This is a genomic window from Pseudomonas fluorescens (assembly GCF_001708445.1).
Taxonomy (GTDB): domain Bacteria; phylum Pseudomonadota; class Gammaproteobacteria; order Pseudomonadales; family Pseudomonadaceae; genus Aquipseudomonas; species Aquipseudomonas gorinensis.
In genome coordinates, this window is the sequence record NZ_CP015637.1 from 2,663,462 (window position 1) to 2,687,781 (window position 24,320).

The window sequence follows — 24,320 nt, forward strand, 5'->3', positions numbered from 1 at the left end:
ACATCAGGTTGAAACAGGGGACCGCACGCATGGACAAAGTCGTCATCATCACCGGGGGCAGCCGTGGGATTGGCGCCGAGACGGCATTGCTGGCCGCTCGCGAGGGCTATCGCATCTGCATCAATTACCAATCCGACGAGGACGCCGCGCACCGCGTGCTTGAACAGGTTCGGGCCCTGGGCGCCCAGGCGATTGCCGTGCGGGCGGATGTCAGCATCGAAGATGAAGTGATCGCACTGTTTCATCGCGTCGACGCCGAACTGGGCCGGGTCACGGCGTTGGTCAACAATGCTGGCACCGTGGGGCATAAATCGCGGGTGGACGAAATGTCCGAGTTTCGCATCCTGAAAGTCATGAAGACCAATGTGCTTGGCCCGATCCTGTGTGCCAAGCATGCCGTGCTGCGCATGTCGCCCAAGCATGGCGGGCAGGGCGGCAGTATCGTCAACGTGTCATCGGTGGCCGCGCGGCGCGGCTCACCGGGAGAGTATGTCGATTACGCAGCCTCCAAGGGCGCGCTCGATACCTTCACCATTGGCTTGTCGAAGGAAGTCGCGGGCGAAGGCATTCGTGTCAACGCGGTGCGCCCCGGCTATATCTTTACCGACTTCCATGCCTTGAGCGGCGACCCGAATCGGGTCAGCAAGCTGGAGTCTGGCATCCCCATGGCCCGGGGCGGGCGCCCGGATGAAGTGGCGGAAGCGATTATCTGGTTGTTGTCGGATAAGGCTTCTTATGCCACGGGCACATTTGTCGACCTGGGCGGTGGCCGTTAAGCGTCAGCGCAATCAGCTCGGAAGTCGGCGCAGGTTCATTACTCCGCCGGGTTCCAGCTCAGAATGACCTTACGATCCGGCCCAACGTCTCCATCGCCTTTTCCGACGCCTCGGTCCATGGGCTGCCATAGTTCAAGCGAATGCAATTGCGGAAACGCTGGGTTGCCGAGAAAATCGGTCCCGGCGCAATGCTGATGCCCTGGGCCAAAGCCATCTGGAACAATTTCAACGAGTCTGTCTGCTCTGGCAGTTCCAACCACAGGAAGTAGCCGCCGGCCGGCTGGCTGACCCGTGTCTGCGCCGGAAAGTAGCGTGCAATGGCGGCAAGCATGGCGCTTTGCTGTTCTTCCAGGGCATAACGCAATTTGCGCAGGTGCCGATCATAGCCGCCGTGTTGCAGGTAGTCGGCGATGGCTGCCTGGGCCGGCATCGACGGGCAGAGCGAGGTCATCAGCTTCAAGCGCTCGACCTTCTGCGCATAACGCCCGGCCGCGACCCAACCAACCCGGTAACCCGGGGCCAGGCTCTTGGCGAATGAACCGCAGTGCATCACCAGGCCCTCGGTGTCGAAGGCCTTGGCCGGTTTCGGTGCCTGTTGCCCGTAGTACAGCTCGGCGTAGACGTCGTCTTCGATCAGCGGCACCTGGTGACGGCGCAACAGCTCCACCAGTTCCTGTTTCTTCGACTCTGGCAGTGTGGCGCCCATGGGGTTCTGGAAGCTGGTCATGGTCCAGCAGGCCTTGATCGGGTAGCGCTCAAGGCTTTGCGACAACGCGTTAAGGTCAATGCCATCGCGTGGATGCACCGGGATCTCCACCGCCTTGAGCTTCAGGCGTTCCAGCACCTGCAGGCAGGCATAGAACGCGGGGGCTTCAATGGCCACCAGGTCACCCGGCTCGGTGACGGCCTGCAGGCACAGGTTCAGGGCCTCCAGCGCCCCGTTGGTGATCAGCAGTTCTTCCATGGGCAGCATCAGCCCGCCGACCATGTAGCGCAGGGCAATCTGGCGTCGCAATTGCGGGTTGCCCGGCGACATGTCGGTGACCACCAGGCGCGGGTCCATCTCACGGCTGGCGCTGGCCAGGGAGCGGGCCAGGCGTGGCAGCGGGAACAGCATCGGGCTGGGGAAGGCCGAGCCGAAGGGTACGGTGTTCGGGTCCTTGATGGAGTCGAGTACCGAGAACACCAGTTCGCTCACATCGACCTCGGTGGACTCGTGGACCTGCTCGCTCACCACCGGCTCGGAAAACGGGCTGGGTGCATGGGTATTGACGAAGTAGCCGGAGCGCGGACGCGCACGGATCAGGCCCCGGCGCTCCAGCAGGTAGTAGGCCTGGAAGACGGTGGATGGGCTGACGCCGTAGGTCTGGCTGGCATAGCGCACCGAGGGCACCCGTTGGCCGGGGCCGAGGACGCCGGAGCGGATCAGTTCGGCAATGTCGTCGGCGAATTTTTCGTAGCGTTTCATTTTGGCCTTAAACACGTGTTTTATATGAGTGGAGATCCGATTGGGGGAGCCCTGATGCCGTACATCGCCTTCTGTAGGAGCGAGCTCGCTCGCGAAAAACGTCAACGATAACGCGTGCTTCCTGAATCAACGCGGCGCCTTTGAGTTCTTCGCGAGCAAGCTCGCTCCTACAAAAAAGCCCACCTCCCACATTCATTCTCGGTACCGAGGTCTCAGCGGTTGAGCGGCGCCACGAAGCGGCTATCGGCCGCACTGTAGATCCAGGGTTCATCCACATCCGACACCTTGAACCGCAACGTCTGCGAACTGCTCGCCGGCTTGTCGGCCAGCAATGCCACCGATACCGGCACATCGCTGATTTCCCCGGGTGCCAGGCTGATCTCGGTCTTGCCCTGCAGTTGGAAGCCCTCGGCGTCCACCAGCTCCAGGCGGTAATCCTGGCGTTGCTGCGTCTTGTTGATGACCTTGAGGCTGTAGATGTTTTCGATCAAGCCCTGGGCGTTCTCGCGGAACATGCCGCGGTCCTTGGTAACGTCCAGCGACACCATCGGCCGTTGCACCAACGCCACCACCAGCGCCGCGATCATCACCAGCAGCACGGCACTGTAGCCGATCAGGCGCGGCCGCAGCAGGTGAGTCTTGCCACCTTGCAGTTGATGTTCGGAGGTGTAGCTCACCAGGCCACGGGCATAGCCCATTTTGTCCATGATCGAATCGCAGGCGTCGATGCACGCCGCGCAGCCGATGCACTCCATTTGCAGGCCGTCGCGGATATCGATGCCGGTGGGGCAGACCTGCACGCACAACTGGCAGTCGATACAGTCGCCCAGGCCGACATCCGCCGGTTTCACCTCGCGTTTGCGTGGGCCACGGCTTTCGCCACGGGCCACATCATAGGAGATGGTCAGGGTGTCTTTGTCGAACATCACGCTCTGGAACCGGGCGTAGGGGCACATGTGCATGCACACGGCTTCGCGCAGCCAGCCGGCATTGATGTAGGTGGCTGCGGTGAAAAACAGGACCCAGAACAGGCTCACGCCCCCCATCTGCCAGGTCAGCAGTTCGGTGGCCAGCGGGCGAATGGGGGTGAAGTAGCCGACAAAAGTCAGCCCGGTCAGCACACTGATGCCCAGCCACAAGGTATGTTTGGCCGAGCGCCGCGCCAGTTTATTCAGGCTCCAGGGGGCCGCTTGCAGCTTGATGCGTTGGTTGCGTTCGCCTTCGGTGATTTTTTCGCACCACATGAACAACCAGGTAAAGGAGCTTTGCGGGCAGGTGTAGCCGCACCATACGCGGCCGGCAAACACAGTGATCGCAAACAGGCCGAAGGCGCAGTTGATCAGCAGCGCGGACAGCAGGATGAAGTCCTGGGGCCAGAAGGTCGCGCCAAAGATATGGAATTTGCTTTCAGCCAGGTCCCACAGCACGGCCTGGCGACCGCCCCAGTTCAGCCACACGGTGCCGAAGAAGGCCAGGAACAGAAAGCCTGCACCGCTCACGCGCAAGGTACGAAACAGGCCGGTAAAGCTGCGGGTGTGAATCAGGTTGTCGCTGGATGCGGCCTTCACCTTCTTTGGGTGCGCAGGTGCATGGGGTTCCACGGTTCGGACGGGGATTATTTCGCTCATGGTCATTCGCTCATCAGCCTCCATCAGGCGGATGAACTATGCCCGTCGCTCTGTTTGCATAACAGACTCAGGTATGGCGATAAAAAGCGGATCAGATGCGTTGGTGTCCAAGCGCTGCGACAATGTGCTGCACCCCGTGGCGCCTGGGGTGCAGGCTTGATTTGGCGATGCTGACGCAGATCAATTAAATCAGCGAACCAGGCTCTTCGGCCTTGACGTGGTTGCGTGCATCCGTTGCACCCTCGACCGTCAGGGCGTCGGCCTCGGCTTCGGTGATATAGATCCGCTGGCCGGCCAGGTCCACGTAAGACATGGCTTTGTCGTTGTCGGTGAGGACCTTGACTCGGGTAGCCGGCACGCTTTGTTCCTGGCCGTTTTCATCGAGCATGAAATAGCACAGATGGTTTTCGATACGTACGGTCATGCTGATCTCCCTTTTCATAGGCTATGAAGGTTAGGGGCATGCCATCGGCGGTGGTTCCAGGCAACTGACTGGCGGTCGCTGCGGTCCATGCTTTATCGACCCCTATACAGGACAGTTTCCATGGACGCTTGGTGGCACGAAGTCTGGCAAACCCTGCAAGCCGAATTCGCCGATATTACCGATGCGAAGCAACTCACCCAGATCACCGTACGCTTGTTGATCGCCGCGCTCCTGGGCGGGATCCTCGGTTTTGAACGTGAGCACAAGGGCAAGGCGGCCGGGGTGCGTACGCACATGCTGGTGGCCCTGGGCGCCGCGCTGTTCGTGTTGGTGCCACAGATGTCCGGCAACCAGGCGGATGCCATGAGCCGGGTGGTGCAGGGTGTGATTGCCGGGATTGGGTTCCTGGGGGCGGGCACTATCCTCAAAGGCAAGGAGGACGAGGAGGGCCAGCACGTCAAGGGCCTGACCACCGCCGCCGGGTTGTGGATGACCGCCGCCATTGGGGTGGCGGCGGGGATGGGGCGCGAGTCGACGGCGGTGCTCAGTACGTTACTGGCCCTGGCGGTGTTCAGCGTGATGCCGAGGATCGTCAAGGTCTTTGAGAAGGATCAATGACCACCGCTCAGCTCAACAGGTCGGTTTCCTTCAATTGCCCAAATATCTTTGCGACAAACGCTGGCTCCGACGGGTTACCTGAAATCACGAGAACGCTCGTGTTGGTGGTGGGGGAGTACTTCAGCTGCATTTCCCCACTGGCCCCGGATAGTTGGTGGACCCATTGCAATGGTTTATTGAGTTGTCTGCGAATACCTGAAACATCCAGTTTGTCTTGACCGTGCACGAAATCCCGGACTTCGCTGGGGGCGTCGAGGGAAGACTCCTGGATGCTGGTGTAACGGTAGATATTCGGCCGAACCGTGCACGGTTTGTGGGGTGTGTCAGTGGGTATGCGATTCTCCAGATCAGTGGGGTGTGGGAACTTCAACGACCCGATTGCTTTTCTCACCAGCGCGGAAATGGAACACAGGGACGTCGCCCTGGCATTTGCTTGAGCAAGGTTGTCCTGGATATCCAGCAAAGGCTCGTGCTTTTTACTGGCAAAGCGGCGCACGAGATCAAATCGGCTTTCAAGCGGGGCGGTCATTAATCTGTACTTCAGGTCGAACAGGGCCGACTCGACATGGTTCCGATAGCTGTCGACCTGCTCAGCCTCGAAGGGAGACAGGACAGTGTCGATCGCATCTTTGCTCAATTGAGATTCGACCTTCTCGAGGACCTTGACGTTGTCGTTTGCATCGGGCCCGGACAATAAGGTGCTGATCTTGTCGGTCGTCAATAGCGTGCCAATTTTGTTGAAGGTGTCTATAGACCCTCTGGATGTTGGATCACGCAGCATGTGTTCAACCGTGCTTCGGTTTACCTGGGCACCCAGGTCAGTGAGGCTTTGCTTCATCGTTGCCGTGCTTGAAGGGGCCGGCTCGGGGTTGTCGGGTCGCTTGGGTTGCCTGGCGTGGTTCGGGCCTGAGCGGAGCAGGGCCTCCAGGGCTTGCGTGGTTACGACTGAAGACGCGGGAGGGAGGCCCCGTTCCGCACGATGCTGGCTTGGAGGGAGTGCGGAGTGGGGCGTCGGTATTTGATGGATGGCTGACATAATGTGTCCTCGCGAGTGCTTGGGTAAGCGAGTCGTCTTGGGATGACGTCTATGCGCGGTCAGTATCACCAATGTCCATTCAGACGAAGTAAGGACTTCACCGTTCGAGCCAGTAGGGTATTTCGCTTGTTAAGGTCAGTTCCCAGAGGTACTCGACATCACGGGGGCGATCGTCGTCGGTGGCTCCTCCACCGGCGGTGGCTCGTTTTCAGGTGGTTCTTGTTCTGGAATGGGCTCAGGCTCTGTGGGCGGCAGCGTCGGGTTATCGATATTCGGGTCGGGTGTTTCAGCCGGGATCGGGATATTCATCGGTATGGCCTCGTTTGTGCTTTGCTCTAGCGGTGGACATCGGGTGGGGGGAATTGATTCCCCGCCCAATGGCGGCATATCCGCCTGAACTTTTAACCAGGGTGCAGGCTCGGACCTTATACGGCCCTGCTCAGGGAGAGCGGCGCCGTATCAGAATTCGGATCAAGCAAAGAGCGTCCACAGGGCGTAAGGGGAAGATGCTCGATGACTGCTGAAACACTGGCTCCAAAGGAATCCTTATTGCCGTTGTCCCAGGCGCTGTTGTTGCCCAGGATCGCGATTGAAAGCACCACCCCCGTGATTGATGGCGGCGAATTTGCCGTAAAGGCCGTGGTGGGCCAGCGTGTCAATGTCACCAGCAAGGTGTTCGCCGATGGGCACGACAAGCTCGCCGTGCTGATCCGCTGGCGCGCGTTGCACGAAGAAAGCTGGCACAGCGTGGTCATGGCCGATGTGGGCAACGATGGCTGGGAGGGTGCTTTTAGCGTCGTCCAGCAGGGGCCCCACGAGTATTGCATCGAAGCCTGGATCGATACCTTCGCCAGCTTCTGCTACGAACTGCGCAAGAAACACGAGGCCGGGGTGCCGGTCAGCCTGGAGTTGCAGGAAGGCCGCAGCCTGGTGTTGCAGGCCGCCGAACGCAGCGACAACGAGCTGCGCGACCGCCTGATGTTGCTGCACCACGAACTCTCCGGCCTGCTGGAAACCGAGCAGGTCGCGCTGTTTTTGCACGAAGACAGTGCGCATCTCATGACCCAGGCCGATCACCGCGCCTACTTGAGCATCAGCACCGTATACCCGATCGATGTGGAGCGCGAAGCCGCACAATTTGCCAGTTGGTACGAACTGTTTCCCCGTTCGATCACCGACGATCCCGCACGCCACGGCACCTTCAATGATGTGCACTCGCGGCTGTCGATGATCCATGACATGGGCTTCGATGTGCTGTACTTCCCGCCGATCCACCCCATCGGCCGCAGCCACCGCAAGGGCAAGAACAACGCGCTCACGGCCGGCCCGGATGATCCGGGTAGCCCCTACGCGATCGGCAGCGAGGAGGGCGGCCACGAAGCCATCCACCCGCAACTGGGCAGCCGCGATGACTTTCGCCGCCTGGTCAAGGCCGCCGCCGAGCATGGCTTGGAAATCGCCCTGGACTTTGCCATCCAGTGCTCCCAGGACCACCCCTGGCTCAAGCAGCACCCGGGCTGGTTCAACTGGCGCCCGGACGGCACGATCAAATACGCGGAAAACCCGCCGAAAAAATACCAGGACATCGTCAACGTCGACTTTTACGCCGCCGATGCCATCCCCGGCCTATGGACCGAGCTGCGGGACATCGTGGTCGGTTGGGTGGAAGAGGGCGTGAAGACCTTTCGCGTCGACAACCCTCACACCAAGCCGCTGCCGTTCTGGCAATGGCTGATCAGTGATGTCAGGGCCAAGCACCCGGAAGTGATCTTCCTCGCCGAAGCTTTCACCACCCCCGCGATGATGGCGCGCCTGGGCAAGGTCGGATACTCCCAGAGCTACACCTATTTCACCTGGCGTAACACCAAGGCCGAACTGAGCGAGTACCTGACGCAGTTGAACCAGTCACCGTGGCGCGAATGCTACCGGCCGAACTTCTTCGTCAATACGCCGGACATCAACCCAGGCTTCCTGCATGAGTCCGGGCGTCCGGGCTTCTTGATCCGCGCCGTGTTGGCCAGCATGGGCTCGGGGCTGTGGGGCATGTATTCAGGTTTTGAACTGTGCGAAGCCGCGCCGGTACCGGGCAAGGAAGAGTACCTGGACTCGGAGAAGTACGAGATCCGCCCACGGGACTTCACCGCGCCGGGCAACATCATTGCCGAGATCGCCCAGCTCAATCGCATCCGCCGACAGAACCCGGCGTTGCAGACCCACTTGGGCCTGAAGCTGTACAACGCCTGGAACGACAACATCCTGTACTTCGGCAAGCGCAGCGAGGACGGCAGCAACTTCATCCTGGTGGCAGTCAACCTCGACCCCTTCAACGCCCAGGAAGCCCATTTCGAGTTACCGCTCTGGGAGCTGGGCCTGCCGGACGATGCGCAGATCCAGGGTGAAGACTTGATGAACGGCCATCGCTGGACCTGGTACGGCAAGAACCAGTGGACGCGGCTGGAGCCGCAGATGCCGTTCGGGATCTGGCGTATCACCACCTCCTGAGCCTGGCGAAGATCAACAGCTGGGAGGGGGCAAGCCCCTCCCACCTTGACCGCGTTCAGTTTGCAAGAATTTCAGTATTTCAGGAGTTTCCAATGGCGAAGAAACCCAAGGCTGCCACCTTTATCAAAGACCCGCTCTGGTACAAGGACGCGGTGATTTACCAGGTTCACGTCAAATCCTATTTCGACTCCAATAACGACGGCATCGGTGACTTTCCCGGGCTGATCGCCAAGCTCGACTACATCGCCGACCTCGGTGTGAACACCATCTGGCTGCTGCCGTTCTACCCTTCGCCACGCCGTGATGACGGCTATGACATCGCTGAATACCGTGGCGTGCACAGCGACTACGGGACCATGGCCGACGCCAAGCGCTTTATCGCCGAAGCCCATAAGCGCGGGCTGCGGGTGATCACCGAGCTGGTGATCAACCACACCTCTGACCAGCACCCCTGGTTCCAGCGCGCGCGCAAGGCCAAGCCCGGCTCGGCGGCTCGCGACTTCTACGTATGGTCCGATGACGACCAGAAATACGATGGCACGCGCATCATCTTCCTCGACACCGAAAAGTCCAATTGGACCTGGGACCCGGTCGCCGGCCAGTACTTCTGGCACCGCTTCTATTCCCATCAGCCGGACCTCAACTTCGACAACCCGCAGGTCATGAAGGCTGTGCTGTCGGTGATGCGTTACTGGCTGGACATGGGGATCGACGGCCTGCGCCTGGACGCCATCCCGTACCTGATCGAGCGTGATGGCACCAACAATGAAAACCTGCCGGAGACCCACGACGTCCTCAAGCAGATCCGCGCCGAAATCGACGCCCATTACCCTGACCGCATGCTGCTCGCCGAAGCCAACCAGTGGCCGGAAGACACCCAACTGTACTTCGGTGACAAAAAGGGCGATGACGGTGATGAATGCCATATGGCCTTTCACTTTCCATTGATGCCGCGCATGTACATGGCCCTGGCCCAGGAAGACCGCTTTCCGATCACCGACATCCTGCGCCAGACCCCAGAGATCCCCGCCAACTGCCAATGGGCGATCTTCCTGCGCAACCACGATGAGCTGACGCTGGAGATGGTCACCGACAAAGAGCGCGACTACCTGTGGAACTACTACGCAGCCGACCGGCGTGCGCGGATCAACCTGGGCATTCGCCGGCGCCTGGCGCCTTTGATGGAGCGCGATCGCCGTCGTGTTGAGTTGCTCAACAGCCTGCTGTTGTCGATGCCCGGCACGCCGACCCTGTATTACGGCGATGAAATCGGCATGGGTGACAACATCTACCTCGGTGACCGCGATGGCGTGCGCACGCCGATGCAGTGGTCCATCGACCGCAATGGCGGCTTCTCGCGCGCCGACCCGGCCAGCCTGGTGCTGCCGCCGATCATGGACCCGCAATACGGCTACCTGTCGGTCAACGTCGAAACCCAGGCCCAGGACCCCCACTCATTGCTCAACTGGACCCGGCGCATGTTGGCGGTGCGCAAGCAGTCCAAGGCGTTTGGCCGCGGCAGCTTGAAGATGCTCTCGCCGAGCAACCGCCGCATCCTCGCCTATACCCGTGAATTCACCGGGGACGATGGCCGCACGGAAATCATCCTGTGCGTGGCCAACGTATCGCGTAGCGCCCAGGCTGCCGAGCTGGACCTGTCGGCCTTTGCCGGCATGGTGCCGGTGGAGATGCTCGGCGGGAATGCCTTCCCTCCGATCGGCCAGCTTAATTTCCTGCTGACCCTGGCGCCGTATGGCTTCTACTGGTTTGTGCTGGCGGCGGAAAACCAGATGCCCAGCTGGCACGTGGAACCGGCGCAGAGCATGCCGGACTTCACCACCCTGGTGCTGAAAAAACGCATGGAAGAATTGCTGGACGCCCCTTGCCGCGCCAGCCTTGAACAACAGGTGCTGCCGGCCTGGCTGCCGAAACGGCGTTGGTTCGCCGGCAAGGACACGGCCATCGACAGCGTGCACATCGCCTACGGCGTGCGTTTCGGCGACCCGGAGCACCCGGTGTTGCTCAGCGAGATCGATGTGACCAGTGGCGGCCAGGTCAGCCGTTACCAGTTGCCCTTCGGCTTCCTCGGCGAAGACCAGTTCACCAGCGCCTTGCCGCAGCAATTGGCCCTGGCCCGTGTACGCCGGGTGCGCCAGGTGGGACTGGTCACCGATGCCTTCAGCCTGGAGCACTTTATTCGCGCGGTGATCCAGGGCCTGCAGGCCGGCAGCGTGCTCAACTCCAGCGAGGGCGACCTGCGCTTCGAGGCCACTTCCCATCTGGCACCCTTGCAGTTGGCCGAGGACGCCCAGGTACGCTACCTGGCCGCCGAGCAGTCCAACAGCTCGGTGGTGGTCGGCGAGAGCCTGGTGCTCAAGCTGATCCGTAAAGTCAGCGCCGGGGTACACCCGGAGCTGGAGATGAGTGCCTACCTGACCGCCGCCGGATACCCGAATATCTCGCCGCTGCTGGGGTCGGTGATTCGCCGCGATGCGGCCGGTGACGACAACCTGCTGATGATTGCCCAGGGTTACCTGAGCAATCAGGGCGATGCGTGGAGCTGGACCCAGAATAATCTGGAGCGCGCGATTCGCGACGAACTCGCCGAGGCCATCTCCGAACAGGAGCAGCACTACAACGCCCTGGGTGAACTGGCGGACTTCGCCGGGTTGCTCGGCAAGCGCCTGGGGGAAATGCACCTGGTACTGGGAGCGCCCACCACGAACAAGGACTTCAAGCCCGAAGCCACCACGGTCAAGGACACCCAAGCCTGGGCCAAGGATGTGGGGGCGCAGATCGACCGCGCCCTGCAATTGCTCAAGCTGCATCAACACCAATTGAACCCGGCCGATCAGGCGCTGGTCAGTGCTTTGCTGGACCACAAAAAAGCCATCGCCAGCCACGTACAGACCCTGGCCAAGGCCACGGTGGGCGGCCTGCGGATCCGCGTGCATGGTGACTTGCACCTGGGCCAGGTACTGGTGGTCAAAGGCGATGCCTACTTGATTGACTTTGAAGGGGAGCCGGCGCGGCCGCTGCATGAACGCCGCGGCAAGCACAGCCCCTATAAGGATGTGAGTGGCGTACTGCGGTCGTTTGATTACGCAGCGGCCATGGCCCTGAATGGACAGGGGGTCGATCACTCGCCCGAAGCGGATACCGCCCGCAAGCGGGTGACCGACCGTTACCTGAACGAGGCGCGCCAGGCATTTATCCAGGCTTATCAGGCAGCCACGGCTACACTGGGCCATGACTGGCAGGATGCCAAAGGCCAGGACGCGGCGCTGACGTTGTTTAGCCTGGAGAAGGCCGCGTACGAAGTGGCCTACGAAGCGGAAAACCGCCCGACCTGGTTGCCGGTGCCCTTGCAGGGCTTGCATGGCCTGCTCAGTGGGCTTACACCTAAATCGAAAACTGCACGCGGTGGGGAGACGTCATGAGCTTTACGAGTAAAGAACCGCTGCAACCGAAGTTGACAGCAATGCCGGCGTCCAAGGACGTCGAAGCGCTGGTGCGCGCCGAGCACCACGACCCCTTTTCTATTCTGGGGCCCCATGATGACGAGCAGGGCGGGCAGTTTATCCGCGCGTTCCTGCCGGACGCCTTGAGCGTCCAAGTGTTGAGCAAAGAGGGCGGCGAGCCCCTCGCCACTCTGGAGGCGAACCAGGTGCCTGGGTTGTTCGTCGGGCATCTCGCGACACGCCAGCCTTATGTGCTGAAGATCCAGTGGGCCGGCGGTGAGCAGATCACCGAAGACCCGTACAGCTTCCAGCAATTGCTGCTGGGGGAAATGGACCTGTACCTGTTTGCCGAAGGTAATCACCGCGACCTCAGCAGTTGCCTGGGCGCCCAGGTGACCACGGTCGATGGCGTGCCGGGCGTGCGCTTCGCCGTATGGGCACCGAACGCGCGGCGTGTCTCGGTGGTGGGCGACTTCAATATCTGGGACGGTCGCCGCCACCCGATGCGCCTGCGTCATCCGTCGGGCGTGTGGGAGATTTTTATCCCGCGCCTGCAAGCGGGTGCGGCTTACAAGTACGAGATCCTCGGCGCCCACGGTATCTTGCCGCTCAAGGCTGACCCGATGGCCCTGGCCACCCAGCTGCCGCCCGACACCGCGTCCAAGGTCGCCCCGCCGTTGCAGGTGGATTGGCAGGACCATGAGTGGATGCAGGCGCGCACAGAGAAGCAGCAGCCCACCGCGCCGCTGTCGATCTACGAATTGCATGTGGGCTCCTGGCAGTGCGAGCTGGACGAAGCCGGTGAAGTGGCGCGTCAGTACGGTTGGCGCGAGCTGGTCGAGCGTTTGATTCCGTATGTGCAGCAACTGGGGTTCACCCATATCGAACTGATGCCGATCATGGAGCACCCGTTTGGCGGATCCTGGGGCTACCAGGCGTTGTCGCAGTTCGCACCGAGTGCCCGATTTGGTTCGCCGGAAGATTTCGCGTATTTCGTCAACGCCTGTCACCAGGCCGATATCGGCGTGATCCTCGATTGGGTGCCGGCGCATTTTCCGACCGATACCCATGGCCTGGCGCAGTTCGACGGCACCGCCCTGTACGAGTACGCCAACCCGCTGGAAGGCTTCCACCAGGATTGGGACACGCTGATCTATAACCTGGGCCGCACCGAAGTCCACGGCTATATGCTGGCGTCGGCGCTGCACTGGCTCAAGCATTTCCACGTCGATGGCCTGCGCGTGGATGCGGTGGCCTCGATGCTCTACCGCGACTATTCGCGCAAGGCCGGTGAGTGGGTGCCCAACCGCCATGGCGGCCGCGAGAACCTGGAAGCCATCGACTTCCTGCGCCACCTCAACGACGTGGTGGCCCTGGAAGCTCCGGGGGCACTGGTGATTGCCGAAGAGTCCACCGCCTGGCCCGGTGTCAGCCAGCCCACCCAACAGGGCGGCCTGGGGTTCAATTACAAATGGAACATGGGCTGGATGCATGACTCCCTGCATTACATTCAGCAGGACCCGGTGTACCGCGCCCATCATCACAACGAGCTGAGCTTCGGCCTGGTCTACGCCTGGTCCGAACGCTTCATCCTGCCGATCTCCCATGATGAGGTGGTACACGGCAAGCACTCGCTGATCGACAAGATGCCCGGCGACCGCTGGCAGAAATTCGCCAACCTGCGCGCCTACCTGAGTTTCATGTGGATGCACCCAGGCAAGAAGCTGTTGTTCATGGGCTGCGAATTCGGCCAGTGGCGCGAGTGGAACCACGATCAGCAACTGGACTGGTACCTGCTGCAATACCCGGAACACCGGGGGGTACAGAAGTTGGTGGGCGACTTGAACCGCCTGTACCGCGAGGAGCCCGCGCTGCACGAGCAGGATGACGCGCCCCAGGGGTTCCAGTGGCTGATCGGCGATGACGCGATCAACAGTGTGTACGCCTGGCTGCGCTGGAGCAAAGACGGCAAGCCTGTGCTGGTGGTGGCCAACTTCACCCCGGTGCCACGTGAGGGATACAAGGTGGGCGTGCCGTTTGCCGGGCGTTGGAGCGAAGTGATCAACAGCGATGCCGACACTTACGCCGGCTCCAATTACGGCAATGGCGGTGGCGTGTTTACCGAAGATGAACCGCGCCACGGACAACCGGTGTCGTTGTCGTTGAATCTGCCGCCGTTGGGGGTGCTGATTTTGCGTGCGCAAGCCAGTTAAAGGCTCTACCGCACTGGATTCAGTTGTCCGCGCTAGTGGCAGGATGCCACAATGGCATCTTTGTTGCGGCAGTCGAATCGGGCGGGTTTCATGAATGGCCTTGGGCGTAGTCAGGACGAGGATTGCTTTATAGAAGAGCAGGTGCGAACTGACCGTTTGCACCAGCTATTTCGCCAATCTTTTGCTGCGATTTTCGGCAGTTACTTCGCTGCCGTCATGCTCTGCTGGGTGTGCTGGGATCGCTTCGATCATCAGGTCATGATGGTCTGGCTGCTGGTATTGGCGGCTTCGTCGCTGCTGCGGGTCAAGATGTTCATGGACTGGTTTCGCTGCCCCGTCAGCGAACGCACCCCGGACCGCTGGGAGCGGCGTTATTGGATCACCCTGTGCCTGTCTGCCGGTGTCTGGGGCCTTGGAGCCTTTGCGGTGATGCCCACCGACGATCGGCTGTCCCAGACCCTGGTCATCCTGTTTACCGTGGGCATGTCCGTCAGCGCCGTGTCCTGTTACTCGGCCTATCGCTACATGACCATGGCCTCGGTTGGCCTGGTACTGTTGCCGTCGACGCTGTGGCTGCTGTTCCAGCCATCGCCGATGCAGGTGGGGATGGCGCTGGCCGTGCTGGTGTTCTCATCGTTTGTGGTCAGCGCCACGCGTAAAATGTCCGACGCCCTGGAGAAAGCCTTTCGTCTCACCCGCGAGATGGAGCGCGCCCACACGATTTCCACCCACGCCGCACAGACCGACGAATTGACCGGCCTGATGAACCGCCGCGCATTCTTCGAACATGCCCAACAGTTGTACGCGCAGTGCCGGTATCACCAGCAGCCCCTGTGTGCGCTGATGCTGGACATGGATCACTTCAAGCAAATCAACGACACCTATGGCCACCAGGCGGGGGACCAAGTGTTGCGCCAGATCGGTGGGGTGATCAGCGCCTCGTTTCGCCAGGCCGACGTCTATGGTCGGCTGGGCGGGGAAGAGTTTGCGGTGCTGCTGCCCAACACGTCATTGGAAACCGCGCTGGATATCGCCGAGCAGTTGATCAAGGCGATCGCCGGCCTGGCATCGGACCCGGTCCAGGGCTTGACCGCCAGCCTCGGGGTGGCGTCGACCCACAACCAGGATCAGGACCTGCACGGCCTGATGAATACCGCTGACAAGGCGCTGTACCGCGCCAAGGCCCTGGGCCGCAATCAAGTGGCCGTGGCGGAGTAGGGCTCAGTCCTTGAGCATGGCCTTGGCCAGCACTTGCGCCACTTGGTCGGCAGAGTAGGGCTTGGCCAGGAATGCAAACCCTTCATAGCCGTTGTCTGCCAGCTCGTCGCTGTAGCCAGAGGTGAGCACCACGGGCAAGTCCGCGCGGCGCTGACGCAAGACCTTGGCCATCGCTACGCCGGTCATGCCGGGCATGACCACATCCGAGAAAATCGCATCGAATGCCCTGGCATCCGGGCCGGCCAGGGCCAGTGCCTGTTCGGCATCGGTGACCCAGGTGGTCTGGTAACCCAGGTCCTGAAGGATCTGGTTGGCGAAACGGCCAACCTCCAGGTTGTCCTCGACAATCAGGATATTGCGCAGGGTGCTGGTGTCGAGGGGTGTCGGCTCGGCGGGGGCGGGCTCGTTCCCGGTCAGCTGCGGTTCCGCTTCGGGCAGGTAAAGCGTAAATACCGTGCCCTCGCCAAGGGTGCTGGCCACATCGACGTTACCGCCGGACTGCTTGGCGAAACCGAACACCTGTGACAAACCGAGGCCGGTGCCTTTGCCGACGGCCTTGGTGGTAAAAAACGGCTCGAAAATGCGCTCCAGAGTGTCGCCGGCAATACCGCTGCCCGTGTCGGCCAGGGACACCGCCACAAACGGCTGGCGCGATTCGGCATCGCCGCGGATGCGCGGCAAGGCGGGCAGGCGCGCGACGCTCAGGGTCAGGGTGCCTTGGCTGTCCATGGCATCGCGGGCGTTGAGGGCGATATTGATCAATGCCGCTTCAAACTGGCTGGAGTCCACCCGCACATGGCAAGGCTGCTCCGGCAGGTTGACGCGAACCTGAATGCGCGCGCCGGTCACGCTTTCCAGCATTTCAGCGATGTTCTGCACACGCTGGCCGACGTCGAAGACTTCCGGGTTCAACGGTTGGCGGCGGGCAAAGGCGAGCAGCTGGCTGGTCAGCTTGCTGGCGCGTTCCACCGTGTCGGAAACCGCGCTCATATAGCGTTGGCGGCGTTCCTCGGAGAGCCCGGGTTGGCGCAGAAAGTCCACCGACGAACGAATGATGGTCAATAGATTGTTGAAGTCATGAGCGACACCCCCCGTCAATTGGCCGATGGCTTCGAGCTTTTGCGACTGACGCAGGGCGGCTTCGGTTTGCGCCAACAGCCGTGTACGTTCTTCCACCCGTTGTTCCAGGGTGGCGTTGAGCTCTGTGAACGCGGCCAGGCCTTCGCGCACGGCGGCGTTGGCGCGTACGCGTTCGATATGCGCCCACGAACGCTCGGTTACCTCGCCCAACAACGCCAGGTCATAGGCTGACCAGTCCCGCTCGGTCTTGTTGTGCACGGCCATCAGGGCGGTCAAGCGACCGTTCTTGATCAGCGGCATGCAGATCGTGGCCGCTACGCCCAGCGCCTGGAAACTCAGGGATTCATGGGCGGGCAGTTCGACCAGGTGATTGCGGATCACCAGCGGCTCACCGGCGCGCAGATGCTTGACCGCCGTGTGCCCGAACGCTTTGAGGCTGTAGTGCCCGGTGATGCTGGGCGAACCGGGTGCGGTCCAGTTGTCGCGGATGGTGAAGCCGTCTTCGTCGGCGTCCATATCGGCGTAGGCACAAATGGACACCTGCAGGTGCTGCGCCAGCAGGCGGGTGGTGGCCGTCATGATGGTTTCGGCGTCGGTGGCGTTGGCCACCGCGTTGCCGATGGCATCCAGCACCGTCAGGCGGCGAGAGAGGAACACCGTTGCGGTGGTTTCCGTCACGGTGTCGAGCATCCCCACGACCCGCCCCTTAGGGTCACGGATCGGGCTGTAGCAGAACGTGAAATAGGCCTGTTCCGGCGTGGCGCTGCGCTCGATCACCAAGGGGAAGTTTTCGATATAGGTGGCATGGCCCTCGAAGGCGGCGTCGGCGATGGGACCGATCTCATCCCAGGCTTCGCTCCAGATTTGGCTGAACGGGCGGCCCAAGGCATAGGGTTTATTGCCGAGTATGGGGACAAACGCGTCGTTATAGAGCGTGATCAACCGAGGCCCCCAAATGATGGCTTGGGGGAAGCTGGAAGCGAGGCACAGGGCAACGGTGGTCTTCAATACATCCGGCCACAGCTCAATTGGCCCGAGGGTCGTACTGGCCCAATCATGCTGGCGAATCCGCTCAGCCATGTCGCTGCTGCTTTGCAGCCAATTCATCATTGGGAAAACACCTTGTCTGCCAGAGTCTTATAGCGCGCCCGAACGTGACAGGCGCCAAGCTACTGACCCGGTTAATCGCCGCCAGTTCAGCGCAAGTATCCCTTAGATGGCGATTTGATGCTGCCCCTGTTTGAACGCGGCACGAGCGTCGGCGGGGGCCGTTGCCCAAACCTTATTGCGAGCCGAATAAACCGGTCCAGTAAATCCCGGCATCGCTCTTCGGATCCATCGCATAGGCGGCGCCCAGTTCGCGAAACTGCGGGTTCATCAGGTTGGCGCAATGGCCGGGGCTGGCGAGCCAGCCATCCACCACCTTGCGCGGCGTGTCGAGGCCGGCGGCGATGTTTTCCCCGATGTTCTTCGCGATATACCCGGCCAGTTCGGCGCGGTCGCCTGGGGTGCGGCCGTCAGGGTCGAGGTGATCGAAGAAATTGCCGTTGGCCATGTTGCGTGCATGGCTGTTGGCCGCATCGGCGAGGTTGGCGTTCCACGACAACGGGGTGGTCGCGTTAAAGGCCTGGGTGCCACACTGGCGCGGTTGTTCACGGGCGGCGTTGATCAGGTTCAGCAGTTGCTTGCCCTCGGTCTGCCAATCGCCCCGGCCGCTGGACAGCAGGGGGCGGGCGAGTACGATGCGCCAATCCTGGCCGTTGTTGCTCACGCCGATGTCGACGAACTGCGGGTCCAGGACCACGCGGCAGAAGCTTTCACGCACGGCCTTCATGGCCGCCTGGGCATCCTTGGGGCCGGACAGGCTGATGGCTTGCACATTCACCATCGGGTACGCCGCCCGTGCCAGCGCCTGTTGCAGGTCGCCGACATTGCTGGCGGGCAACACCAGCCGCGTATCGTTGGCCAGCGGCGGCAGTTCCTGGGAACCCTGGTCACCGCAGCGTTGCACCTGGCTGCGGTACGCGTTGATCTGTTGTACCAACTGACTTTCTTCATTCGCCATCGCGCTGGCGCAGAACACTACACTGGCGGCCAGCGTCGTAAGACCCATCATCAATGACAGAACGCGCATGGACGTTACCCTTGAACTTGAAAGTGCCCATGATGCGCGATGTGGGGGCGTCCATGCACCCGTTGGTCCGAACTTTTTTCCTCAGTTTTTGAATGCCGAGTGTTTACGACCCTGGTCGCACAAGGCAAACACCACCACCAGCAGCGCGGAAATGGCGAGGATAATCACCACGCCATCGGTGGAGTGGGTAGCTGATGCTGCCACCATCGACAGTGCGCCCAGCGGGGCCAGGCCGCCCGCGATGGCGGTGCCGATTTCGCGTCCGGTACCGAAACCCGAAGAGCGGGTCTGGGTGGGGAACTGTCGGCTCAGGAACGAGCCCTGAGGTGCAAACATCATGGGCGCGAGGAGGCCGGTACCGACGCCGATGGCGATGTAGATCATCAGGTTTTCACCCGTGTTGAGCAGGGCCAGGAACGGGTAGGCGAACAGCAGCGAGAGCAACCCGCCCAGTATCAGCACGGTCTTGCTGCTCCACTTGTCGCACAGCCAGCCGAAGCAGGGCACGGCGACGATGGCAATCAGGCTGGCAATGGTCACCGACAGCGAGGTGACGTGCACATCCACGCCCTTGAACTGGGTCAGGTACGCCAGGGAGAAGGTCTTGAAGATGTAGCTCAGGGCGTTGTAGCCAATGGCCACGAAAAACACCACGGCCAGGCCCTTCAGGTCGTTCTTGAACAAGGCTTTGAGAGGCGACGCCTTGGCCTTGTTTGCTTCCTGGCTCAGTTCCTTGAACTGCGGGGTTTCCGGAATGCTGTTACGCACCCACAGGCCCACACCCACCAGGACGATGCTGCAGATGAACGGAATGCGCCAACCGCCGGCCAACAGGAACTCGTTGCCGTTGATCGTCAGCAGGTACACGGTGAGCGACGACAGCAACAAGCCGAGGTTCAGGCCCAGGGCCGGCCAGGCGCCCTGGCTGCCGCGTTTACCCTGCGCCGCGTGTTCATAGGAGGTGACCGCCGCCCCTGACAGCTCGGCGCCTGCGCCCAGGCCCTGGATGATGCGGATAAACACCAGCACGATCGGCGCCCAGATGCCGATGGAGGCATAGCTGGGAATCAGGCCGATCAGCGTGGTGCACACGCCCATCAGGCAGAAGGTCAGCACCAGCACTTGCTTGCGGCCGAACTTGTCGCCCAGGTAGCCAAACAGGATGCCGCCAAACGGGCGAGCGATGAAGCCGATGGCAAAGGTGGAGAAGGCCATCAGCGCGGCGGCTTTAGGGTCGCTGTTATCGAAGAAGATCTTCGAGAACACAATCGCCGCCATGGTGGCGTATAGGTAAAAGTCGTACCACTCCAGCATCGAGCCAAAGATGGTGGCGGCGGCGACTTTGCGCAGGCGCTTGCGGGTTTGTGCGGGCGTTTCGGTGCCGGGGATGGAGGCAGATGCCGTCATGCTGGACTTCCTTCTGGGTCTTTGTAGTTATTGTCAAATGGACGTGTATTGCAGGGGTTACTCGGGCTTGAACAGGCGGTCGGCGATCATGGCGCCGATTGGCATGGCTGACGTGGCGGCCGGCGAGGGCGCGTTGCAGACGTGGAGCATTCGTGGGGTCTGGGCGAACAGGAAGTCGTGCACCAGGCTGCCGTCGCGCATCACTGCCTGGGCGCGGATGCCGGCCTCGTAGGGCAGCAGGTCGTCGAGGGTCAGCGATGGGCAGTACTTGCGGCACTGCTCCAGGTAGCCGGACTTGAACAAGGAATTCTTCATCTCGGCGGTGCCTGAACCGAGGTTTTGCCAAAGGGTTTTCCAGAAACCGGGGAAGCTGGCGTACTGCGCCACGTCACGCCAGTTCACCGAGAACTTGCGGTAGTTCTCACGGCCCAGGCCCAGCACCGCATTGGGGCCGACGGTCACACTGCCGTCGATCATGCGCGTCAGGTGCACACCGAGGAACGGCAGCTCCGGGTCGGGAATCGGGTAGATCAGGTGGTTGACGATGTTGTTTTTCGCCGCCGGCAGACGAAAGTATTCGCCGCGAAACGGGATGATCTGGTGGTCGATCCTGACCCCGGCCAGGCGCGCCAGGCGGTCTGACTGCAAGCCTGCGCACACCACCAGATGGCGTGCTTGCCAGGTTTCGCCGCGGGTGCTGACGGTGACTTTGTCGCTGTCCTCGTGGATGGCCGTCACGGTGCGCTCCAGGCAGATCTCCCCCCCGCTGCGGCGGATGACTTGGGCCATGGTCTCGCATACCTGGCGGTAATCGACGATGCCGGTGGCGTCAAGAAACAGCCCCCCCAGGCCGACGATGTTCGGTTCGCGTTGGCGCAACTGGTCCGCGTCCAGGCGCTCGACCTTCATGCCATTGAGTTGGGCGCGGGCATACAAGGCTTCCATCCGCTGCATTTCCAACGGGCTGGACGCCACCAGCAGCTTGCCGCATACCTCGAACTTGATCCCGTGTTCGGTGCAGAACTGTTTGGTGGCTTCGGCGCCGCGCTTGCACAGGTCAGCCTTGAGGCTGCCCGGCGCGTAGTAAATGCCTGCGTGGATCACGCCGCTGTTATGGCCGGTCTGGTGTTTGGCCAGCACGGGCTCTTTTTCCAGGATCACCAAAGACGCGCCGGGCTGGCGCTTGAGCAGCTCCATTGCCGTGGCCAGGCCGACGATGCCGCCGCCGATGATGCAAAAGTCGTGAATCATTGCGTGGGGGACCTCACAGTGCACATTTCAGTCTGCTTATCAGGTTGTCAGACTAATGTTTTTGTTAAAAAAATGGCGTGTCGAGGACACGCTATAAACGGGGTGGAATCGGTCAGTTGGTGGTGGGCAATTCCAGGCTCAGGCGCCCGGCCGCAGCGCGCAGGTGGGCCTCGGCACTGGCGGCGGCGCGTTGAGCGTCACCGTCGGCAATGGCTTGATAAAGCAACTGGTGTTCCTGGGTCGCATCCGCGGAGCCGGTGACAAAACGCGAGGCCGAGTTTTCCCAGGCTGTCTTGCGTGCGCTGGCCAACTGGCTGCGTAAAAAGTCATGGAAGGCCACGAAGTAGTCATTCTTGCTGGCGTCGGCGATGGCGCGGTGGAATTCCACATCGGCCAGGGCGGCTGCTTCGAAGTTGTCGCGATGCTCCTGCATGGCCTGCAAGGCGCGTTGCATGCGTTGCAGGTCGGCGTCGTCGCGGCGCCGGGCGGCAATTGCGGCGGCCTGGGTCTCGATCCACAGGCGCACCTCGAACATCTGCGCCAGGTCGGGAAGACGGCCATTCGGCTGCGGAAAACGGAACACCGTGCCGGCCGGGGTTTGCGAAATGAACGAGCCCAGCCCGCGGCGCGCGGTGATGACGCCGTCGGCCTTGAGCTGGGCGATGGCCTCGCGCACCACCGAGCGGCTGACGTTGAGTTGCTCCGCCAATTGCTGTTCGGTGGGCAAGCGCGATTCGGGCGGCAATTGGCCGGAATCGATTTCTGCGCGGATGGCGCTGACAACCCGTACGACAAGCGAATCGGGGCGCTGGAGCTCAAGCATGGGACAACCTTGGTAGTCAGGTTGTCAGACAATAGTCGTTACGATTTTATCTTGTCAACAGGTGAGCGCGGTCGACACCGCGCCACCCTGCAATCGCACAGGCCAGCAGCATGAGGCCGGCGGCGACGAAAAAGGTCGCATGCAGGCCCTCCGTCACCGATTGCACGGTCCCATGGACAACGTCGGGGGTCGCCCGCGCGAATACCGCGCCCAGGGCCGAGGCACCGAAGATCAGCCCGAGGTTGCGTGACAGGTTGAGCAGGCCCGAGACCGTACCGCGGCGCGCGCTTTCCACACCGCTCATCACCGCTGTGTTGTTGGCGGCCTGGAACAGGCTGTAGCCCGCCGTCAAAATCACCAGTGAGCCCAGGTAGGCGACCAGCCCCGACGCCAGTGACAGCAGCAGGGCGCCACCGAGCAGAGTGCCCAGCCCCGCGAGCGTCATGCGCTGGCTGCCCAGGCGGTCGGTGAGTTGGCCTGCCGGTACACCGGTGAGCGCTGCGACACAGGGGCCGACGGCCATGGCCAGGCCCATCCACTCAGGGGCCAGCCCCAGGCCAAGGGACAGGTAAAAAGGGCCGACCACAAAGGTCGCCATGATCACCGCGGCGACCAACGCACTCATCGCCAGGCCGGCACACAACGCCCCGGCTTTCAATGACGACCCTGCGCTGGCGGCTGGGCGCGCCCGTTGCTGATCAGCCGGCAAGTAGCGCCAGGCGAGGGCGGCCGTCAGTAATCCCAGGGGCGCACCCACCAGGAACAGGGCCTGCCAGCCCCACACGCTGAGCAACATGCCGCCAACGCTGGGGCCCATGGCCGTGCCCACCGCCGACATCGTGCCGAGCAAACCCATCGCGCGTCCGGTGCGTTCCGCGGGCACCGTATCGCCGACCAGGCCCAGGGTCATCGCCATCATGATCGCCGCGCCCAGCCCCTGCGCGACCCGCGCGGCAATCAACCCATGCAGGTCGGGCGCGACACCGCACAACCCGCAGGCGAGCGCAAACAACAATAACCCAGCGAGCAACAACCGCTTGCGGCCCAGGCGATCGCCCAGGCGTCCGGCGCTGACAATCACCGCGGTGATCGCCATCAGGTAGGCCAGCACCACCCATTGCACGGCATGGAATGACGCATCGAATGTTTGCGCCAGGCGCGGCAGGCCGACATTGGCAATGCTGGTGCCAAGGGACGCGAGCAACATGGACAGGGACAGGCTGGTAAGACCGCCACGTGAGGAAGTGTGCATGGGAGATTCCTTGAATGAACGCAACTGTCACAAATCTACGGCGTGGCCTAACATGGCGGAAGACGCATGAGTTGCACTGAATACCTGCGTCAAACGCCTGATAGGAGCGCTGATGCCCGACCTCAACTTGCTGGTCACCCTGGATGTGCTGCTGGCCGAAGGCAGCGTCGCCCGCGCGGCCCAACGCCTGGGCCTGAGCCCTTCGGCCATGAGCCGCGCCTTGGCGCGCCTGCGGCAAACCACGGGAGACCCGTTGCTGGTCCGCGCGGGCCGAAGCCTGGTGCCGACGCCACGGGCGCTGGAGTTGCGTGAACAGGTCGGCCGCCTGGTGCAGGATGCCCAGGCCGTGTTGCGCCCCGTGCAATCCCTGGACATGGGCCAGGTGACACGTACGTTTACCTTGCGCACCAGCGAGGAGTTTGTTGAAAGCTTTGGCCCGGCGCTGCTGGCCCGTCTCGATCAGCAAGCCCCGGGTGTGCGCCTGCGCTTCGTCAACAAGACCGATAAAGACAACCTCTTGCTGCGCGAAGGCAGCGTCGACCTGGAAACCGGTGTGGTCGACCCCACCGCCAGCCCCGAAGTGCTGACCCAGGCGCTGTTTCGCGATCGCTTGATCGGCGTGGTGCGCAGCGGTCATGCCCTCAGTCAGGGCGACGTCAGCGCCGCACGTTTTGCCCAGGGCCGCCATGTGTATGTGTCCCGGCGCGGTCAGGCGCGCGGCCAGATCGACGATGCCCTCGAAGCGCTGGGCCTGGCTCGGCAGATCACCAGCATCGTCGCCGGTTTTTCCACCGCGATTGCCCTGGCCCGCAGCACCGACCTGATCGCCGCCGTTCCCGAGCGCTACACCGCCGACCGGCGCGACCTGTTCTGTTTCCCACTGCCACTGGCGCTGCCGACGTTCACTGTCGCGATGCTCTGGCACCCCCGCCTGGACGCCGACCTGGCCCATCGCTGGTTGCGCAGCTGTTTGCGCGAGGTGTGTGCCCAGCAGGTACAATCCGCGCTGCCTTGACGTGAAACCCAGGA

The 24,320-nt window shown here is 62.1% G+C and carries 18 protein-coding genes; 7 read left to right on the forward strand and 11 right to left on the reverse strand.

Features of this window, described 5'->3' with window-relative positions; all coding sequences use genetic code 11:
- Positions 1 to 29: 29 nt before the first annotated feature.
- Entirely contained in the window at positions 30 to 776 is a 747-nt protein-coding gene (locus A7317_RS11900) for an SDR family oxidoreductase (protein ID WP_069075882.1), read from the forward strand.
- Positions 777 to 834: 58 nt separating this feature from the next.
- Here the strand turns inward: A7317_RS11900 and mapR are convergent, their stop codons facing one another.
- The 3 genes from mapR to A7317_RS11915 form a co-directional block, all read right to left on the reverse strand.
- Positions 835 to 2,244, reverse strand: a complete 1,410-nt coding sequence (gene mapR / locus A7317_RS11905) for a GntR family transcriptional regulator MpaR (protein WP_024075160.1) — start codon at positions 2,242 to 2,244, stop codon at positions 835 to 837.
- A 212-nt stretch (positions 2,245 to 2,456) separates the two neighbouring features.
- Positions 2,457 to 3,872, reverse strand: a complete 1,416-nt coding sequence (ccoG, locus tag A7317_RS11910; RefSeq protein WP_069077389.1) for a cytochrome c oxidase accessory protein CcoG — start codon at positions 3,870 to 3,872, stop codon at positions 2,457 to 2,459.
- Positions 3,873 to 4,056: 184 nt separating this feature from the next.
- Positions 4,057 to 4,296, reverse strand: a complete 240-nt coding sequence (locus tag A7317_RS11915) for a DUF3203 family protein (RefSeq protein WP_024075162.1) — start codon at positions 4,294 to 4,296, stop codon at positions 4,057 to 4,059.
- A 120-nt stretch (positions 4,297 to 4,416) separates the two neighbouring features.
- Here A7317_RS11915 and A7317_RS11920 point away from each other — a divergent pair, with 120 nt between their 5' ends.
- A complete protein-coding gene (locus A7317_RS11920; protein ID WP_069075883.1) occupies positions 4,417 to 4,914 on the forward strand; it encodes an MgtC/SapB family protein in 498 nt (165 codons plus the stop codon).
- A gap of 7 nt (positions 4,915 to 4,921) precedes the next feature.
- Here A7317_RS11920 and A7317_RS11925 read toward each other — a convergent pair whose 3' ends face one another.
- Both A7317_RS11925 and A7317_RS30850 read right to left on the reverse strand, forming a co-directional pair.
- The gene (locus tag A7317_RS11925) at positions 4,922 to 5,752 is read right to left on the reverse strand and encodes a M10 family metallopeptidase C-terminal domain-containing protein (protein ID WP_051448884.1); all 831 of its coding nucleotides are present in this window, start codon (positions 5,750 to 5,752) and stop codon (positions 4,922 to 4,924) included.
- A gap of 333 nt (positions 5,753 to 6,085) precedes the next feature.
- Positions 6,086 to 6,259: a hypothetical protein gene (locus A7317_RS30850; RefSeq protein WP_168233082.1), complete on the reverse strand. Its 174-nt coding sequence runs from the start codon at positions 6,257 to 6,259 to the stop codon at positions 6,086 to 6,088.
- A 204-nt stretch (positions 6,260 to 6,463) separates the two neighbouring features.
- On the opposite strand from A7317_RS30850, the gene A7317_RS11930 reads away from it, so the two are divergent.
- The 4 genes from A7317_RS11930 (at position 6,464) to A7317_RS11945 (ending at position 15,344) form a co-directional block, all read left to right on the forward strand.
- The gene (locus A7317_RS11930; protein WP_024075165.1) at positions 6,464 to 8,452 is read left to right on the forward strand and encodes an alpha-1,4-glucan--maltose-1-phosphate maltosyltransferase; all 1,989 of its coding nucleotides are present in this window, start codon (positions 6,464 to 6,466) and stop codon (positions 8,450 to 8,452) included.
- Between the two features lie 92 nt (positions 8,453 to 8,544).
- The gene (gene treS / locus A7317_RS11935) at positions 8,545 to 11,892 is read left to right on the forward strand and encodes a maltose alpha-D-glucosyltransferase (RefSeq protein ID WP_024075166.1); all 3,348 of its coding nucleotides are present in this window, start codon (positions 8,545 to 8,547) and stop codon (positions 11,890 to 11,892) included.
- Positions 11,889 to 14,126: a 1,4-alpha-glucan branching protein GlgB gene (gene glgB / locus A7317_RS11940; protein WP_069075884.1), complete on the forward strand. Its 2,238-nt coding sequence runs from the start codon at positions 11,889 to 11,891 to the stop codon at positions 14,124 to 14,126. The genes treS and glgB overlap by 4 nt, the downstream gene beginning before the upstream one ends.
- A 51-nt stretch (positions 14,127 to 14,177) precedes the next feature.
- Positions 14,178 to 15,344, forward strand: coding sequence for a GGDEF domain-containing protein (locus tag A7317_RS11945; RefSeq protein ID WP_069075885.1), 1,167 nt, complete (start codon positions 14,178 to 14,180; stop codon positions 15,342 to 15,344).
- A gap of 3 nt (positions 15,345 to 15,347) precedes the next feature.
- On the opposite strand, the gene A7317_RS11950 is transcribed toward A7317_RS11945, so the two are convergent.
- The 6 genes from A7317_RS11950 to A7317_RS11975 form a co-directional block, all read right to left on the reverse strand.
- Positions 15,348 to 17,534 carry a GAF domain-containing protein gene (locus tag A7317_RS11950; RefSeq protein WP_069075886.1) on the reverse strand — a complete coding sequence of 729 codons (2,187 nt, stop codon included), beginning with the start codon at positions 17,532 to 17,534 and terminating at the stop codon, positions 15,348 to 15,350.
- A gap of 172 nt (positions 17,535 to 17,706) precedes the next feature.
- Positions 17,707 to 18,558 carry a CAP domain-containing protein gene (locus tag A7317_RS11955; RefSeq protein WP_024075170.1) on the reverse strand — a complete coding sequence of 284 codons (852 nt, stop codon included), beginning with the start codon at positions 18,556 to 18,558 and terminating at the stop codon, positions 17,707 to 17,709.
- An 81-nt stretch (positions 18,559 to 18,639) separates the two neighbouring features.
- The gene (locus A7317_RS11960; RefSeq protein WP_024075171.1) at positions 18,640 to 19,965 is read right to left on the reverse strand and encodes an MFS transporter; all 1,326 of its coding nucleotides are present in this window, start codon (positions 19,963 to 19,965) and stop codon (positions 18,640 to 18,642) included.
- A 57-nt stretch (positions 19,966 to 20,022) separates the two neighbouring features.
- Positions 20,023 to 21,216, reverse strand: a complete 1,194-nt coding sequence (gene lhgO / locus A7317_RS11965; protein WP_024075172.1) for an L-2-hydroxyglutarate oxidase — start codon at positions 21,214 to 21,216, stop codon at positions 20,023 to 20,025.
- A 112-nt stretch (positions 21,217 to 21,328) separates the two neighbouring features.
- The gene (locus A7317_RS11970) at positions 21,329 to 22,039 is read right to left on the reverse strand and encodes a FadR/GntR family transcriptional regulator (RefSeq protein ID WP_024075173.1); all 711 of its coding nucleotides are present in this window, start codon (positions 22,037 to 22,039) and stop codon (positions 21,329 to 21,331) included.
- A gap of 46 nt (positions 22,040 to 22,085) precedes the next feature.
- Positions 22,086 to 23,291, reverse strand: coding sequence for an MFS transporter (locus A7317_RS11975; protein ID WP_069075887.1), 1,206 nt, complete (start codon positions 23,289 to 23,291; stop codon positions 22,086 to 22,088).
- A gap of 112 nt (positions 23,292 to 23,403) precedes the next feature.
- Between A7317_RS11975 and A7317_RS11980 the strand changes: the two genes are divergently transcribed.
- Positions 23,404 to 24,306 (forward strand): LysR family transcriptional regulator, encoded by a 903-nt coding sequence (locus tag A7317_RS11980; RefSeq protein WP_024075175.1) that lies wholly within the window; start codon positions 23,404 to 23,406, stop codon positions 24,304 to 24,306.
- The last annotated feature ends 14 nt before the right edge of the window (positions 24,307 to 24,320 follow it).